13 protein-coding genes are annotated in these 16044 nt (G+C 66.7%); 7 read left to right on the top strand and 6 right to left on the bottom strand.

Annotation, left to right across the window (positions count from 1 at the left end):
- The first annotated feature begins 936 nt into the window (after nucleotides 1–936).
- Entirely contained in the window at nucleotides 937–1932 is a 996-nt protein-coding gene (locus VMT65_RS16765) for an alpha/beta hydrolase (protein ID WP_326309123.1), read from the top strand.
- A gap of 36 nt (nucleotides 1933–1968) precedes the next feature.
- Here VMT65_RS16765 and VMT65_RS16760 read toward each other — a convergent pair whose 3' ends face one another.
- A complete protein-coding gene (locus VMT65_RS16760; RefSeq protein WP_326309122.1) occupies nucleotides 1969–2211 on the bottom strand; it encodes a hypothetical protein in 243 nt (80 codons plus the stop codon).
- A 312-nt stretch (nucleotides 2212–2523) separates the two neighbouring features.
- On the opposite strand from VMT65_RS16760, the gene VMT65_RS16755 reads away from it, so the two are divergent.
- Complete coding sequence (locus VMT65_RS16755; protein WP_326309121.1) at nucleotides 2524–3720, top strand: lipase family protein; 1197 nt, start codon at nucleotides 2524–2526, stop codon at nucleotides 3718–3720.
- A gap of 31 nt (nucleotides 3721–3751) precedes the next feature.
- Here the strand turns inward: VMT65_RS16755 and VMT65_RS16750 are convergent, their stop codons facing one another.
- The gene (locus VMT65_RS16750) at nucleotides 3752–5026 is read right to left on the bottom strand and encodes a PucR family transcriptional regulator (RefSeq protein WP_326309120.1); all 1275 of its coding nucleotides are present in this window, start codon (nucleotides 5024–5026) and stop codon (nucleotides 3752–3754) included.
- Between the two features lie 194 nt (nucleotides 5027–5220).
- On the opposite strand from VMT65_RS16750, the gene VMT65_RS16745 reads away from it, so the two are divergent.
- Nucleotides 5221–5883, top strand: coding sequence for a DJ-1/PfpI family protein (locus tag VMT65_RS16745; RefSeq protein WP_326309119.1), 663 nt, complete (start codon nucleotides 5221–5223; stop codon nucleotides 5881–5883).
- Between the two features lie 3 nt (nucleotides 5884–5886).
- Here the strand turns inward: VMT65_RS16745 and VMT65_RS16740 are convergent, their stop codons facing one another.
- The gene (locus VMT65_RS16740) at nucleotides 5887–6555 is read right to left on the bottom strand and encodes a histidine phosphatase family protein (protein ID WP_326309118.1); all 669 of its coding nucleotides are present in this window, start codon (nucleotides 6553–6555) and stop codon (nucleotides 5887–5889) included.
- Between the two features lie 58 nt (nucleotides 6556–6613).
- Between VMT65_RS16740 and VMT65_RS16735 the strand changes: the two genes are divergently transcribed.
- Complete coding sequence (locus tag VMT65_RS16735) at nucleotides 6614–7888, top strand: MFS transporter (RefSeq protein WP_326309117.1); 1275 nt, start codon at nucleotides 6614–6616, stop codon at nucleotides 7886–7888.
- Nucleotides 7889–7904: 16 nt separating this feature from the next.
- Here VMT65_RS16735 and VMT65_RS16730 read toward each other — a convergent pair whose 3' ends face one another.
- Together VMT65_RS16730 and VMT65_RS16725 are read right to left on the bottom strand one after the other, a co-directional pair.
- Nucleotides 7905–9209 (bottom strand): sensor histidine kinase, encoded by a 1305-nt coding sequence (locus VMT65_RS16730; protein WP_326309116.1) that lies wholly within the window; start codon nucleotides 9207–9209, stop codon nucleotides 7905–7907.
- Entirely contained in the window at nucleotides 9206–9874 is a 669-nt protein-coding gene (locus VMT65_RS16725) for a response regulator transcription factor (RefSeq protein WP_326309115.1), read from the bottom strand. Before VMT65_RS16725 ends, VMT65_RS16730 begins: the two co-directional genes overlap by 4 nt.
- Before the next feature lie 433 nt (nucleotides 9875–10307).
- Here VMT65_RS16725 and mgtE point away from each other — a divergent pair, with 433 nt between their 5' ends.
- A complete protein-coding gene (gene mgtE / locus VMT65_RS16720; RefSeq protein ID WP_326309114.1) occupies nucleotides 10308–11687 on the top strand; it encodes a magnesium transporter in 1380 nt (459 codons plus the stop codon).
- A gap of 261 nt (nucleotides 11688–11948) precedes the next feature.
- Nucleotides 11949–12911: a class 1b ribonucleoside-diphosphate reductase subunit beta gene (gene nrdF, locus VMT65_RS16715; RefSeq protein WP_326309113.1), complete on the top strand. Its 963-nt coding sequence runs from the start codon at nucleotides 11949–11951 to the stop codon at nucleotides 12909–12911.
- Between the two features lie 66 nt (nucleotides 12912–12977).
- On the opposite strand, the gene VMT65_RS16710 is transcribed toward nrdF, so the two are convergent.
- Nucleotides 12978–14078 (bottom strand): ABC transporter substrate-binding protein, encoded by a 1101-nt coding sequence (locus VMT65_RS16710; protein ID WP_442790234.1) that lies wholly within the window; start codon nucleotides 14076–14078, stop codon nucleotides 12978–12980.
- Between the two features lie 179 nt (nucleotides 14079–14257).
- On the opposite strand from VMT65_RS16710, the gene ctaD reads away from it, so the two are divergent.
- Nucleotides 14258–15994: an aa3-type cytochrome oxidase subunit I gene (gene ctaD / locus VMT65_RS16705; RefSeq protein ID WP_326309112.1), complete on the top strand. Its 1737-nt coding sequence runs from the start codon at nucleotides 14258–14260 to the stop codon at nucleotides 15992–15994.
- Nucleotides 15995–16044 lie beyond the last annotated feature (50 nt).

Genomic DNA, 16044 nt, shown 5'->3' with positions numbered 1-16044 from the left:
ATCACCGCAATGAATTCGTCATCGCTGACACCGTCGAGCGAATTCGCGAGCAGGGCGTCGGTCGCGGCCGAGAGCATCGCGACCGCTTGCGCGATCGTGATGCTCTCGGAAACCGCTCCACCCCAGGTCATACCCCAATTTTACGCCCATCACACCCGAAATGGAATCCGAATTGTCCGGTATTCCAACATATTTCGAGACATCCCAATCGAATTACTCAGGCGCACAACCAATTAACTGAGCAATGCGCCGACAACAACGCCGAATTCCCGAAGGGTGAGGGTCGAGGCCGTGCCTCGGGAGAGGTCTCGGATTAGCTGCACCACGCAGAGGCCGATTGTGAGGCCCCACAAAACCGAACGGCGACCGCCGGAGATGCCCGGTGCGATGGGTTGGGTGCGCGGGGACGTTGCTCTCGATCGCACCGAATCGGTTGCCAGCACCCGACGTTGGTTGGTCTAGGCCAAAGGCTTCGATCTCAACCGAAACGCCGCTAAATGTCCTGGTCAACGTAATTTTCGCGAGGAAAACGATTGGTTGACAGCGCGTTTCGGGGGATTGACGGCCGGACGGCGGCTCCCGCGTATTCGCTGCTGTGGTCGGTCCCACGCCCGCCCGCCCGCGATTGTGAACTCTCCAGAAGCTGCTTCGGACCCTGTCGGCCGACATCACGAACTGGTTACGCTCGCGGTGTTCGGATATCGGATCGAAGAAATTGCGCGGCCGATCCGAACGCCGGAAAACCCACTGGGACACACATTGTGGAGGTGAGTCCGAGTCCTCTCCTGCCCCGCATGCCGAGGACGTTTGTTCTATTCACACTAGGCCGGTGCGGACAGCACTGCATTCCCATCAGATGAAGACACCCGCCGAACGGATACCTCGCAGCCGCTCGGCGGGTTCTTCGGATATTTGTGCCCGGCGTCAGGAGTCGCATTGTCGGACAAAAGGACATGGCGTTCAGGGGCGGTGATCGCGGCCGCGCTGGCGCTGCTCGCGAACCTGCCGATGAATGCGGAGGCGGATCGAATTCCACCGCGCACGAGCGTTGTTCATTCCGACCAGATCGGGCCGCGCTGGGAGCGCGTGGAGGTGGAGTCGGCGGCCATGGGTCGTACCGTCACCCTGGACGTGCTGCACGGCTCGGGTAGCGGCCCGCGCCCGACCCTCTATCTCCTGGACGGTGTCGACGCCGAGGGCGTCTCGGACTGGCTGACCAAGGGCCACGCCGCCGACTTCTTCGCCGACAAACCCGTCGACGTCGTCTTTCCTGCCGGGGCCACCGGCAGCATGTACACCGACTGGGAACACCCGGACGCCGCTCTCGGCTGGAACCGCTGGGACACCTTCCTGACCAGCGAATTGCCCGGTGCCATCGAGCCGTATCTCCATTCGGACGGCCAACGGGCCATCGCGGGAGTCTCCATGGGCGCCCAGGGGGCGATGATGCTGGCCCACCGTCACCCGGGTCTGTATCGGGCCGTCGCCGGACTGAGCGGCTGTTATTCGACCGTGGACGGCACCGGCAGCGCGATCACCGCCCTCACCGTGGCCTCGCGCGGCGGCAATGTGGTCAAGATGTGGGGCCCGCCGGGCACTTTCGACTGGCTCACCCACGACAGCACGGTGGGCGCGGAGGCCCTGCGCGGCACCGTGATCTATCTGTCCGCCGCCTCCGGCGTCCCCGGCGCGGCCGATCTGACGGAGGTGCTGCGATCTCCGGATGTTGTCGCCGCCCTCCAATCCGCCGGTGGCGGTGTGCCTTTGGAGGCCGGGGCGCGGTTCTGCACCGAGCGCTTCGCGAAGCGCCTGAGCGACTTGGGAATACCCGCCACGGTGCACTACGAGCCCACCGGTATTCACGCCTGGGAGGACTTCTCCGCCCAGCTCGGCCCGGCCTGGGACACCCTCGCCACCGCATTCGGGCGATGACGGCATCGCCCGAAAATTGCTGCGGCCGAACCTATCTCAATGCCGGAAGCCATAGCGCGGTAGTCGGCGCAGTCCCGGCCGAATTCGCCCGTCCACCGTCACGGCCAGCCCGGCGTGTACCGCCGCCACCGTGAAATCCGACGCCTCCCGCCAGGTCGCCGCGTATTCCATGGTGAGCTCCGCCCCGTCCTCCGGCCCGCCGAGATACACGGTGACCCGGTGCGTGAGCGCCTCCCCCGCGCTGTCGAACAAGACCTTGCCCTCGGTGATGCCGGTCATGCGTTGCTCCTAGAGTTGTGGGAGACGCACGCCCGACGGCTGTGGCGACCGTGCATCTCTGTACCCGACGGTAACCGGATCGAACTGGGCGAGAACGTGTTCAGAAACCGGCTTGGAGATCTCACAAGCGCCGTGCGAGTTTTGTTGTTACTCGTCGGAACAGAAAAGGTTATGCCTCAAACGATTCGGGCGACGGCCGAGCCGACCGACGCCTGACAACCCTCACAATCCGCCCACGTACCGATTGTGATTGTTCGGAATGTTCGCGCGTCGCTCTCGTCCGGCCCCACTGCGCTTTCTACGCTGCCCGGCATGAGGATTCGTGTGCCCGTCGCGGTCATCGGCGCGATGCTGTTCACCATCGCCGCGGGATCGGCGGCCGCACAACCGCTGCTCCCCACACCGGATCCGGACCCCTTCTACGCCGCGCCCGCCGACCTCGCCGCCCATCAACCCGGCGACGTGCTGGCCGTGCGCGCGCAGCCCGCGCTGTCGATCTTCCCGAACACCGATGTCACGCTGATCAAGTTCCGCTCCACCGACTCCGAGGGCAAGCCGATCGCGGCGACCACCACGGTCCTGTCCCCGCACGATCGCCGCCCGGACGCCCCGCTGCTGTCGCTGCAGCAGATCATCAACGGCCTGGGCTCGCAGTGCGCGGTCTCGCGGGTGCTCTACACCACCGACCCCAACCTCATGGTCCGCGAGGCCCCGGCCTGGAACGTCCTGCTGCAGCGCGGCTGGAGCATGGCCCTGCCCGACCATCTCGGCCCCCGATTCGCCTATGGCGCGGCCAAACTGGGCGGGCAGATCACCCTCGACGGCATTCGCGCCGTCCAGCACGTCGCCGATCTGAAGGTCGAGCACAGCCCGGTCGCGATGGCCGGATACTCGGGCGGCGGCATGGCGACCGCCTGGGCCGCGGCGCTCGCACCCACCTACGCCCCCGAGCTGCACCTCGCGGGCGCGGCCATGGGCGGGGTGCCGATGAACCTGGTCTCCATGCTGGAAACCCTGGGCATGAACCGGCATCCGGTGTTCGGGCTGGCGCTCGCCGCGGGCCTGGGCCTCGAACGCGAGTACCCGGACCGTTTTCCGATCACCGACCAGCTCAATGCCAGTGGCCTGGCCATCCGCGACAAGCTGCTCAACAGCTGTACCAACGACATTCTGGCGGCGGGTGCGGGCGTGGGCGCGCTGGACATCGCCAAGACCACGGTCATGACCGATGACCCCGTGGCCCGCTCGGTGGTGGAGGACAACAGCCTCCAGCTGTATTCCGGCGTCCCGAATATGCCGGTGTTCGAATGGCATTCACCCATCGACGGACTGGTGCCGGTGGACGCCATCGTGGACACGATCCACCGCTACTGCGCGGCGGGCACGCCGGTGTGGAGCGAGCAGGAGCCGGTGCCCGACCACCTCACGGCCGCCGTGCTCGGCCTGCCGTCCGTGCTCAACTGGCTCGATGCCCGCATGCGTGGCGAGGCAGCGCCGACGAACTGCTGAATCATGCGGCGGATCAACGACTTTCGGTCGATTACCCGGCCTGGTAGGTCCGTGCCACCAGTGCCGACCGCAGATACCAGAGCCCCGACGCCTGGGTGGGGTCGAAGCCGGTCAGCTGTCCGATCCGTTTGAGTCGATAGTCCACGGTATTGGTGTGCACGTGCAGCATTCGCGCCGTGCGCTGCCGGTTCAGGTTGTTGCTGATGTGCGACTGCAGGGTCTCCAACAGCTCGGGGTGCTCATCGAGCGGATCGAGCAGCGAACCCAAATGGTCGCGTCCCGGCCCGGGCCGGGTGAGCTGGTACTCCAGCGCCAGCTCGTCGAAGCGGAACAGCCCGCGGACCAGTCGTAGTCGGTGCACGATGTCCAGCAGTTCGTGCGCCTGGTCCGCGGCGTCCGGAATCTGTTGCGGCGGGGCGGAAACCAGCGTCGCGGTGATCGGCACCCGGGCCGCTCGCGACAGCTGTTCGATCAACTCGTCGAGCTGTTCGTCCACCAGCTCGGTGACCGGCACCAGCAGCGTCCCGCCGTCCACGCTCAACAGCGACAGCACCTTGTCGGGATACCGCGTGGCCAGCTCGGCCTGCACGCGCCGCAGCTTGCGCCGCGCCACCACCGCGCCGTCGACGGTGGGGGAGTGCTCCTCGGGATGCTCCGGGATGGCAAGCGCCAGGACGTGATACGTCTCGGCGATCTCGATGCCGCATTCGCGGGCCATGGTGGAGGTGCTGTGCCCGCCCAGCAGCGCCGAGGTCAGGGTGTGGACGGCGGTGTGGTGTTCGCTCACCACCGACCGCAGTTCGCGCACGTAGGCCATGGCCACCGCGGAGGTCATGCGGTCCAGCAGCTCGACCACGAGCTTGGCCCCGTCCATGATGTTGTCCATATCGGCGGCGGCGATCACGAGTGTCGCGTCGCCGTCGACGCCCTCCTGGCGCAGGTGGCGGGACATGGCATTGGCCATCACCAGTTCCGAGCCGATCTTGAAGCCCTCGTGGATGGCGTGGTGGATGGTGTCGATGGGTATGCCCTCGCGCGCCCACTGCGCGGCGGCCTCCTCGAGGCGTTTGGTCTTCTCCGGAATATCGCGACCGTCCAGCATCCCGACGGCCAATTCCAGGCATATGCGGGTAATGGCCGTGACGTCGCCGTGAATCGCGTCCCCCGGCAGCGTCCCGCAGGGCGCGACGGTCTCGACGAAATGCCCCACCATATGCTGCGCGAGCCCGCGCACATCCTTGAGCGGCGACGATATCGGGCTGCCGGAGACGGTGAGCCCCGCCCGGGCCGGAATTCCCACGGACATCCGTGACTCCCTTCGACCCCCGGCTCGTGCCCCTTCCGGGACTTGAAACGCTAACGCATGCCGCATATTCGAGCGGCCGCTTCGATTCCTCCTGTGAAGCACAGTAATGCGATTCCGCCGAACTTGTGACTTCTCACATGTGCCAGGTGGGCCCCGAATGACAACCGACAGCTACCGGATGGAAGCATCACAGCATGGCCGAGACGACGCGCGGGATCGGGATCGTTCTGTTCGACGGGGTCGAGGAACTCGACTTCGTCGGGCCCTGGGAAGTGCTGTCCTTCTGGACGCGCATGGTGCCCGAGGACGGCTGGCAGGCGTTCACCCTCTCCCGCACCGGCGCCATCGTGGAGTGCGCCAAGGGCCTGAAAGTGACACCGGACCATTCCTTCGACACCGCGCCCGCCGTGGATGTTCTTGTCTTCCCGGGTGGACAGGGCACCCGCCCGCTGGTGCACGACAGCCAGATGCTGGATTGGGTTCGCGCGCAACGCGATCGGGTGCCGCTGATCACCAGCGTCTGCACGGGTGCGCTGGTGCTGGCCGCCGCCGGTCTGCTGCAGCACCGCCCGGCCACGACGCATTGGTGGTCGCTCGACGCCCTCGCCGACCTCGACCCGACCATCGCCGTCGACCGCGACGCCCGCTACGTGGACTCCGGCGACATCGTCACCTCCTCGGGCGTCTCCGCCGGCACCGATATGGCGCTCTACCTGGTCCAGCGCCTGGCCGGGGACGAGCGCGCCCGCTGGGTGCGCCGCGGCATCCAATACGATCCGCGGCCGCCGCGCGGCACCGACTGGCCCGCGGGCGCGGAATGGCGGCTGGGCTCGGTGGATCCGACGCGTCCGCGCTAGCCGCTAGCCCAGGTGGGCGGCGTCGTTGTACATGCTCAGCCGCAACCCGGAATCGTCTCGCTCCCATCGGGTTATGGAGGCGTTGCGGACCTGGGCGGCGGTCTGCGCGGACAGTTCGGCCTCGTCCAGGTCGCCGAAGATGTAGCGGGTCAACACGATGACGATGTCGTGCGCGAAAACCAGGACGTGGCCGTCCAATTCGCGCAGCACGCTGCGCAGGCGCAAGGCGACGTCGGGCCAGGACTCGCCGCCGGGCGGACGGTAGTAGAACCCGCCCAGGCGCTGTTGCTCGGCGTACTCGACCGGATGCCGCCGCCGAATCCCGGTTTCGGTGAGGCCGAACAGGATTCCGGTCTCCCGATCGCGCAACCGCTCATCGAGGCGCGGCGGCGAACACTCCAGGAATTCGAGGGCGATGCGCGCCGTCTCCCGGGCCCGGACATACGGCGAGGACAGCACCAGATCGAACGGATAACCCTCGGCCGCGAGCCGCTTCCCGAGTGCCTCCGCCTGCCCCCGCCCCACCTCCGACAGCGGCGAATCCGCGTCCCGCGGTGCGGCCCGAAACATCTCGACATCCGACCCCTCGGCCGCCACCCGCGCCCGATTGGCCACACTCTCCCCGTGCCGCACGATGGTCAACGACGCCAACCCGGGTCTCACGATCTCCACCGCCCTATCGTGAACGCAACCATGGCCTCGCGCGCGGCGGCAGTGCTATGTGTGATCGATGACGACATTCGGTGACGCCAGTCAGACGCGGACCGTCAGGCTGGACGAACAGCCTCTGGGGCCGGTGCATTACAGGTTGGTCGCGCTGGTCGGGATGGGTTTGTTCTTCGACCTGTACGAGCTGTTCCTGGCCGGAACCATCACCGGCGTGCTGAAGCAGCAACTGCACCTGTCCACGTATCAGCTCAGCGGCATTCTGGCCTCGGCGTTCGCCGGACAGTTCCTCGGTGCGTTGGTGATCGGGCGGCTGTCCGACGTCTTCGGGCGGCGACGCATGTTCATGGTGAACATCGGCCTGTACGCGGGCTTCACCCTGCTCGGGGCGTTCAGCCCGAACGTGTGGTTCCTCATGGCGACCCGCGTACTGGCCGGGCTGGGCATCGGCGCGGAGATGACGGTGTCCGACACCTACCTATCCGAGACAATGCCCGCCCGGGTGCGCGGGCGCATGATCGCCATCGCCTACACCATTGGATTCCTCGCCGTGCCGACCGTCGGATTCCTGGCCCGCTGGCTGGTTCCGCTGCGGCCCTTCGGCATCGAGGGCTGGCGCTGGCTGTTCGTGCTCGGCGGTCTGGGCGCGGCCCTGGTGTTCGTGGCGCGCCGCCACATGCCGGAGTCGCCGCACTGGGAGGCGGGGCGGAACTCGGAGACCGGGCGCACGCGAGAGCGGGTGCCGTTCACCGAGATTCTGCGGCGGCCCTTCCGCGGGCGCACCACGCTGTTCTCGGCGGTCATGATCCTGCAGGTCTTCGGCTACTACGGTTTCGGCACCCTGGCCGTCCTGGTGTTGCAGCACAAGGGATTCACGGTGGTGAACTCCCTCGGCTATCTGGCCATCACCTACCTCGGCTATCCGCTCGGCTCGCTGATCGCCATCCCGCTCATGGAGCGCGTCGAACGCAAGTACCTGGTGATGGGCAGCGCCGCGCTCATGGCGGTGTTCGGTCTGGTCTTCGGTTTCGCCACCGCCGTGCCGCTGATCCTGGTGTCCGGCGGGCTGTTCACGCTGGCCAGCAATGTGTTCTCCGACGCCATCCACACCTATCTGCCGGAGTCCTTCCCGACCAGCGTGCGCGGCACGGCCTCGGGCATGACCTATTCGCTGTCCAAGCTGTCCACGGCGATTCAGCCGTTTCTGCTGCTGCCACTGCTCGACCATCGCGGGCCGGGGGCGGTGTTCACCGTCATCACCGTGGCCCTGCTGGTGATGGTCGTGCTGATCGGGGTCTGGGGTCCGATCAGCGGTCGGAAACCCCTGGACGCCAACTGAATCAGCGCCAACCGAATCAGCGCTGGGCGTTGGCCGGTGTCCCGACGGTGATGTCGGCCGGGGGCAGCCACAGGGTGGCGATGGTGCCGCCGCCCACCGCGGGTTCGATGGAGGCGTTGCCGCCGTGGGCCTGGGCGACCCAGGCGACCAGGGCCAGGCCGATGCCATTGCGGCCGGTGCGTCCGGCGGCCCCGCGATTGAAGGGGCTGGCGGACATGACCGGGTCCACGCCCGGCCCGTGATCGCGAATGCTGACCCGGCCCTCGGCCACATGCACCTCGACGGGCGCGGCCCGGTTCACCGCGCCGTGAGTCAGGCCGTTCTCCAACATGTTCCGGATGGCCAGGCTCAGCAGCTGCGGATCGCCGACCACCACGGTCGGATGGGCGGTCACCACGATGCGCGGGTCCCCGGCCTCCTCGGCCACCGCCTCGGCGAGCTGATCCAGCCGCAGCATGGTGCGCTCGGGTTCGGCGATCCCGGACTGCATGCGCGCGCGGGCCAGCAGCCCGGTCACCAAGCGCGCCATGCGATCCGCCAGTCGCCGCGCCTCCGCGAGGGTCTGCTGCACCTCCTCGGGCTTCGGCTTCGATTCGGTGAGCAGCTTCAAAGTCGTGAGCGGCGTGCGCAATTCGTGCGCGGCATCGCCCAGGAACTGTTCGTGCTCGTCGAGCATGCGCAGCGCCTGGCGTTGACTGCGCCCCGACAGTAGATAGGTCGCGGCCGCGGACAGCAGCACCAGCAGGCTGCCGCCGATCGCCATCTCCCACAACAGCGTTCGATGCTGTCCGGCGTCGGCGGTGGCCTCGGTCCCGGCCAGGATGACCACGATATTGTCCCAGTCCTGCCAGAACACCGGCACGCCCGCGACGGTCACCGCACGGCCGGTGATATCGGTGGCGCGGTACCGATTGCCCTGGTAGAGAATGCCGTCCGCGTGATCCTCGATCTGCGTTGCCAGCGTGGCGATCTGGGTGTCGTCGGGCATGAGCGAACGCTGATAGGTGTGCGCCTGCTTCCACGGCTCACCCGGCTTGCGCACCACCACCACGACCGCCGTCGACCCCTTGGCCAGCTCGTCGTCGATCACGGTCGACAGGTCCAGCACCTGTTTGTCGTCGTGCTGGATCGCCCGCGCCAGGCCGCCCGACACCCGCTCGACCTGATCGTCGGCGCGGGTCTGGCGCGCGTGCGCGTCGATGGTCGCGGCCACGAACCCGAACACCGACACCGCGGCCGCCGTGATCACGGTGACCAGCGCGGTCATGAACCACCGTGCCCGCTTCAACCGGGCGACGGCGGGGGAGCGATGCGCGCTCACGAGACGACACCGGCGATCAGGAACCCCGTACCGCGCACGGTCTCGATCACATTCGGCTCCCCGAGCTTGCGTCGCAATTTGGCCACCACCGCGTCGACGACATTCGACGCGGGCTCGGCCATTTCGTCCCAGCAGCATTCGATGAGATCGGTCCGGGTCACCACGCTGCCGCGCCGGGTCGCCATGAGTTCGAGCACCGCGAACTCCTTGGGTGTGAGCGCCAGCAGGATGCCGCCGCGCGTGACGCGCCGCCGCATGAGATCGATCTCGATGTCCGCCACCGTGATTCGCGAGGCGGTGGGCTGTTCGCGGCGACGGCACAGCGCCCGCACCCGCATCACCAGCTCCGGCAGCGCGAAGGGCTTGGTCAGGTAATCGTCCGCGCCGGACTCGAATCCGGCCAGCCGGTCGTCGAGACCGTCGCGGCCGGTGAGCATGAGCGCGGGCACGGTGTGCCCGGCGTGGCGCGCACCCGCGACCAGATCCAGACCGTCGCCGTCGGGCAGCCCGCGATCGACCACCAGGCAGTCGTAGCGATTGATGGCGATCTTGAAATCCGCGTCGGCGATGCTCTGGGCGAGGTCCACCGCGAACCCGGCCGAGCGCAACCCATCGGTTACCTCACGGCAGAGCTGGTGGTCGTCCTCTAGCACCAAAACACGCACAGAGGCAGAGAGTAAGGCATATCGGACGCTTGCCCAACGGCTGTGACGAGCCGCTGGACCGAAAATGATCGAAAAATGATGTGGCGGCGACCGGTCCGGTGATCGCGTCCGCACGACCCTCTCACGGAACCGGCCGCCCGGTCGAGGGCATTCCACGCAGGTGTCACGCATGCGACACCGGTTAGTACCGGTTAGTACCGGGCTCGGCCATTCGTAATTAGGTGACCCTCTGTATTCTGAACGAGGTTGTTTCTGTCGACGGCGGCTTTCGAAGGGGGGTGAGGTCCATGCGTGGTGAACCTCCCAGTCGAAGGCCGCGTGGCATCCTCCCCCGAATCCGTCGGTAACCAGTCGGCGGTGGTCGGAGCGGTGCCCCGCGGTGTGCTCCCGGTGCCCATCCACCCTTGACTCGCCATCCGGCCGAGGTTCCGCCATGACGCAGACCGATCTGCCACCCATCGTCCCCGCTGCCGCGCGCGATCCCGAACGGGATTCCCTGCGCGACATCGTCGACTGTCACCACCTGACCCCCGCCGTGGAGTGGCTCGACAGCCACGCGCCCCATCTCATCGCCGACGAACTGGCCCGCATGGACGCGGTCAGCGCCGTCATGGCCTTCCGCCTGCTCGACAAGGACCGCGCCCTCGACGTTTTCGAGGAGCTCGAGCCGGTCGACCAGCAGCGGATGCTGAGCGGGCTGCGCGATCACAGCTTCCGGGAACTGGTCGAGGAGATGGACCCCGACGACCGCGCCCGCATGCTGCGCGAGGCCCCGGCCAAGGTCGCCAAGAAGGTCCTCGCCGGGCTCAGCCCGCACGAGCGGCGCATGACCGCGGCCCTGCTCGGCTATCCGGAGGGTTCGGTCGGCTTCTACATGACGCCCGAAGTCGTTGCGCTGCCGCGCAATCTGCCGGTCGCGCAGGCGCTGCAGACCGTGCGTGCCAAGGGCGCGAACGCCGAGACGGTGTACACGCTGCCGGTGGTGGACGCGGGCCGACGGCTGATCGGCGTGGTCGAACTGCGCGATCTGGTGCTCGGCTCCCCGGACGCCATGATCGCGGAACTGGTTGCCGCCGAACCGGTCTCGGTGCGGGCCACCGATTCCGCGGAGAGGGCGGCGCGGCTCATGCAGGGTGCGAACCTGATCAATCTGCCGGTGGTGGACAGCGAGGACCGACTGGTCGGGCTGCTCACCATCGACGACGCCGTCGAGGTCATCGAGGCCGCCGACTCCGAGGACATGGCTCGCCAGGCGGGCACCACCCCGTGGCAGGGCCACTACATGGCCGCGGGCGTCTTCCAGCTCGCCCGCTACCGCGCGCTGTGGCTGCTGCTCCTGCTGGTCGCCGCGACCCTCACGGTCACCGTTACCAACTTCTTCGAGCCCACCCTCGAACAGGCCGCGCACCTGGCGCTGTTCATTCCGCTGCTGATCGGTTCGGGCGGCAATGCCGGGGCCCAGGCCGCCACCACGTGCGTGCGCGCGCTGGCGGTCGGGGAGGTGCGCGTCTCGGATCTGTTCAAGGTGATCTGGCGCGAATGCCGGGTCGGTCTGCTGCTCGGCTGCATGCTGGCCGCGGTCGGCATGGTGATCGGCACGCTGTTCGTGGGCGCGAAAATCGCTGTGGTGGTGGGGATCGCGCTGGTCATCATTTGCGGCTGGGCGGCCACCATCGGCGGCACCATGCCGCTGCTGGCCAAGAAGCTGCGCATCGATCCGGCGGTGATCTCCGCGCCCATGGTGACCACGCTGGTGGACGCCACCGGTCTGGTCATCTACTTCACGACCGCGAAACTGGTGCTCGGCATCTGATCAGCAAACGCGGCATCCACTCAGAAAGAATGTGGGTCGACACGCGCGGACCCCGGCTGGCTGTGACGGATTGCACCGCTGTAATTTTCTCCAGTCGGTGGCGTCGTTGCCCACACCTTTCGAGCGTTCCCGCAGGACAGTCGAAAGACACGTGAAGACACAACTTCTTGTGCTGCACAAGGATGTCACCCACCAGTAGTAGTGTTCAGGGCAAGAGCAATTCGCAGGGCGTCGGGAGCCGAGAAGGGTGTGTGAACGGGCGTGAAGCTGATCGATCGAGTAACCGCGATCAACTGGAACCGCGTGCAGGACGACAAGGATGCCGAGGTCTGGGATCGGCTCACCGGCAACTTCTGGTTGCCGGAGAAGGTCCCGGTCTCCAACGACATCCCGTCGTGGAACACGTTGACCGCCAATGAGAAGCAACTCACCATGCGGGTCTTCACCGGCCTCACCCTGCTCGACACCATTCAGGGCACGGTCGGCGCGGTCAGCCTCATTCCCGACGCGCTGACCCCGCACGAGGAGGCGGTGCTCACCAATATCGCCTTCATGGAGTCGGTGCACGCCAAGAGTTACAGCTCGATCTTCTCCACGCTGTGCTCCACCCGCGAGATCGACGAGGCCTTCCGCTGGTCCGAGGAGAACCGGAACCTGCAGCGCAAGGCCGAGATCGTGCTCGACTACTACAACGGCGAGGACCCGCTCAAGCGCAAGGTCGCCTCCACCCTGCTCGAGTCGTTCCTGTTCTACTCCGGCTTCTACCTGCCCATGCACTGGTCCTCGCGGGCCAAGCTCACCAACACCGCCGACATGATCCGCCTGATCATTCGCGACGAGGCCGTGCACGGCTACTACATCGGCTACAAGTACCAGAAGGGCCTCGAGCTGGTCTCCGAAGCCGAGCGCGAGGAGCTCAAGTCCTACACCTTCGAGCTGCTCTTCGAGCTCTACGAGAACGAGGTCGAATACACCCAGGACCTCTACGACGAGGTCGGCCTCACCGAGGACGTCAAGAAGTTCCTGCGCTACAACGCCAACAAGGCGTTGATGAACCTCGGCTACGAGGGCCTGTTCCCCAAGGACGAGTGCGACGTGAATCCGGCCATCCTGTCGGCCCTTTCGCCCAATGCCGACGAGAACCACGACTTCTTCTCCGGCTCGGGTTCGAGCTACGTCATCGGCAAGGCCGTCAACACCGAGGACGAGGACTGGGAGTTCTGACGCCCTGACATAGAGCCCGGCCCCGGACGAAACCGTCCGGGGCCGTTCGCTTTTCGCGGGGGCGCGTCAATCGCCGACGTAACCGTTGAGGTTGGCGCGCAGGTCGTCGAGGAGGGCGCGGGCGGCGGTGACACCGCTGCCGTGCCAGATGGCGTCCTCGACGGCGAACTCGCGGCGGTCGGTGACCGCGCCGAGCTTCTTCCAATTGTCGCTGCGCATAACGGACTTGCCGTATTTCAGGCCGTCGGGCCCGTCGAACATGAGGAAGATGACATCGCCCTCGAGCTTGTTGCGCTCGGACTCGGTCGAGAGACTCGTCACTTCGAAGGAGTCGCCGCGCTGCGCCTGCGGGCGTTGCACGCCCGCGTCGCCGAGCACCTGGGCGGCGAAGGAATTGCCGCCCTGCACCGCGATCGCGTTGGCGTCGAAGCGAATGACCGAGGCCTGCGACAGCGCGGCATTGGCCGCGATGCCGGTGTCCTTGGCCGCGGCGCGGTAGTCGTCGAGTGCCTTGGCCGCGGCGGTCTTGCGATCCATGGCCTCCGCGAAGCCGCTGAAGGTGGCCTGCCAGCCGTTCTCCTCACCCACCAACACGGTCGGGGCGATGGCCTTCAGCGCGTCGTAGCGATTGCCGTCGGCCGCCGGGCCGATGATCAGATCTGGCTTCAGCTCCGCGATTTTCGCCGGGTCGGGGCTGTCCGCGAGGCCGACCGCGGGAATCGTGGTGACGCCGGTGCCCAGGTAGGTCGGCTGCGGCGTGGGTCCCGCGACGGTGGTCGCGCCGACCACGCGCTCCCACAGGCCCAGTGCGCAGGTGGCGTCGAGGGCCGAGGTGGACAGCACCACGATGCGCTTGGGATCCGCGGGGACCTCCGAGGTGCCCGACGCGTGATTGACAGTCTTTGTCCCCGAAGTGGAATCCGGGCTGCTCGGCAGCGGGCACGCCTTGGAGGTGTCGCGCTCGATCCCGACCACGCCCGCGCCCGCGATGTTCGTGGTGGTGCGGACGATATTGGCGGAGTTGTCGTCGGTCTTACCGCATCCCGCGGCTAGGCCCACCGTCAGCAGCGTCGCGGCCGAGACCAATCCCACACTGCGCAAATGCCGCATAGGGGAGAAGGTGGAGGCGAACGTGTTTCGGGTGGAAGCGGACTCGCGCACCGGCATGCGGGGCAGCCTACAGCCGCGCTCCGCACCGTCGAAATACGACACAGAGTAGGACCCGTGGCGAGCGCCGTCGGAACACGGTTTACGATCTCTCACAGCGCAAGCCAACCGTCGTTCGTCATGTGCCGAACCGGACGCCGGAAGCAGCGTACGAACGATGGCATACCTGTGGAGGTTTCGTGACTGCCGTAGAACCGCGGCCAGCCAGCCTTGTGGAGGCGGCTCGGCCCTATCCGCAAAGGACAGGTCCGAAGGGATCGTTCATCTACAAGATGGTCACCACGACGGACCCGAAGGTTCTCGGCGTCATGTACTTGGTGACCGCGATGTCCTTCTTCCTCGTCGGCGGCATCATGGCGCTGCTGATGCGCGCCGAGCTGGCGCGCCCGGGCATGCAGTTCCTGTCGCCGGAACAGTTCAACCAGCTGTTCACCATGCACGGCACGATCATGCTGCTGTTCTATGCGACCGCGATCGTGTTCGGCTTCGCCAACATCGTCCTGCCGCTGCAGATCGGCGCGCCCGATGTGGCGTTCCCGCGTCTGAACGCCTTCAGCTACTGGCTGTACCTGTTCGGCGGCACCATGGCGACCGCGGGCTTCATCACCCCCGGCGGCGCGGCCGACTTCGGCTGGACCGCCTACGCCCCGCTCTCGGACATCGTGCACTCGCCCGGCGTCGGCGGTGACCTGTGGATCCTGGGTCTGGCCGTCTCCGGTCTGGGCACCATCCTCGGTGGCGTCAATATGCTCACCACCGTGGTCTGCCTGCGCTGCCCGGGCATGACCATGTTCCGGATGCCGATCTTCACCTGGAACATCGCCGTCACCTCGGTGCTGGTGCTGCTGGCCTTCCCGCTGCTGACCGCGGCCCTGTTCGGCCTGGCCTACGACCGCCACCTGGGCGGCCACATCTACGATCCGGCCAATGGCGGTGTGCTGCTCTACCAGCACCTGTTCTGGTACTTCGGCCACCCCGAGGTGTACATCATCGCGCTGCCATTCTTCGGCATCGTGTCGGAGATCTTCCCGGTCTTCAGTCGCAAGCCGATCTTCGGCTACACCACCCTGGTCTACGCGACGCTGGGTATCGCGGCGCTGTCGATCGCGGTGTGGGCGCACCACATGTACGCCACCGGTGCCGTTCTGCTGCCGTACTTCTCGTTCATGACCTTCCTCATCGCGGTCCCGACCGGTGTGAAGTTCTTCAACTGGATCGGCACCATGTGGCGCGGTCAGCTCACCTTCGAGACCCCGATGCTCTGGTCGGTCGGCTTCCTGGTGACCTTCCTCTTCGGTGGTCTGTCGGGCGTCATCCTGGCCTCCCCGCCGCTGGACTTCCACGTGTCCGACACCTACTTCGTGGTGGCGCACTTCCACTACGTGCTCTTCGGCACCATCGTGTTCGCCACCTTCGCGGGCATCTACTTCTGGTTCCCGAAGATGACCGGCCGCATGATGGACGAGCGTCTGGGCAAGTGGCACTTCTGGGCCACCTTCGTGGGCTTCCACACCACGTTCCTGGTGCAGCACTGGCTGGGTAACCAGGGCATGCCGCGCCGCTACGCCGACTACCTGCCCAGCGACGGCTTCACCACCCTGAACACCATCTCCACGATCGGTGCCTTCATCCTGGGTTCGTCGATGCTGCCGTTCATCTGGAACGTCTTCAAGTCCTACCGCTACGGCGAGGTCGTGACCGTGGACGATCCGTGGGGCTACGGCAACTCGCTGGAGTGGGCGACCTCCTGCCCGCCGCCGCGGCACAACTTCTACGAGCTGCCGCGCATCCGTTCGGAGCGTCCGGCGTTCGAGCTGCACTACCCGCACATGGTCGAGCGCATGCGCGCCGAGGCCCACGTGGGCTGGGGCTCCAAGTCCCACACCGTGAAGGAACTGGAGAAGATCTCCAACTAGCTCGCGGTAACCGAGCACAAGCCGATGGCGGCCGTCGAAAGACGGCCGCC

This window comes from Nocardia sp. CDC153, assembly GCF_035818515.1.
Classification (GTDB): Bacteria; Actinomycetota; Actinomycetes; order Mycobacteriales; family Mycobacteriaceae; genus Nocardia.
The sequence above is the reverse complement of the archived record's forward strand: the minus strand, read 5'-3'. Positions and strand labels throughout refer to the sequence as shown.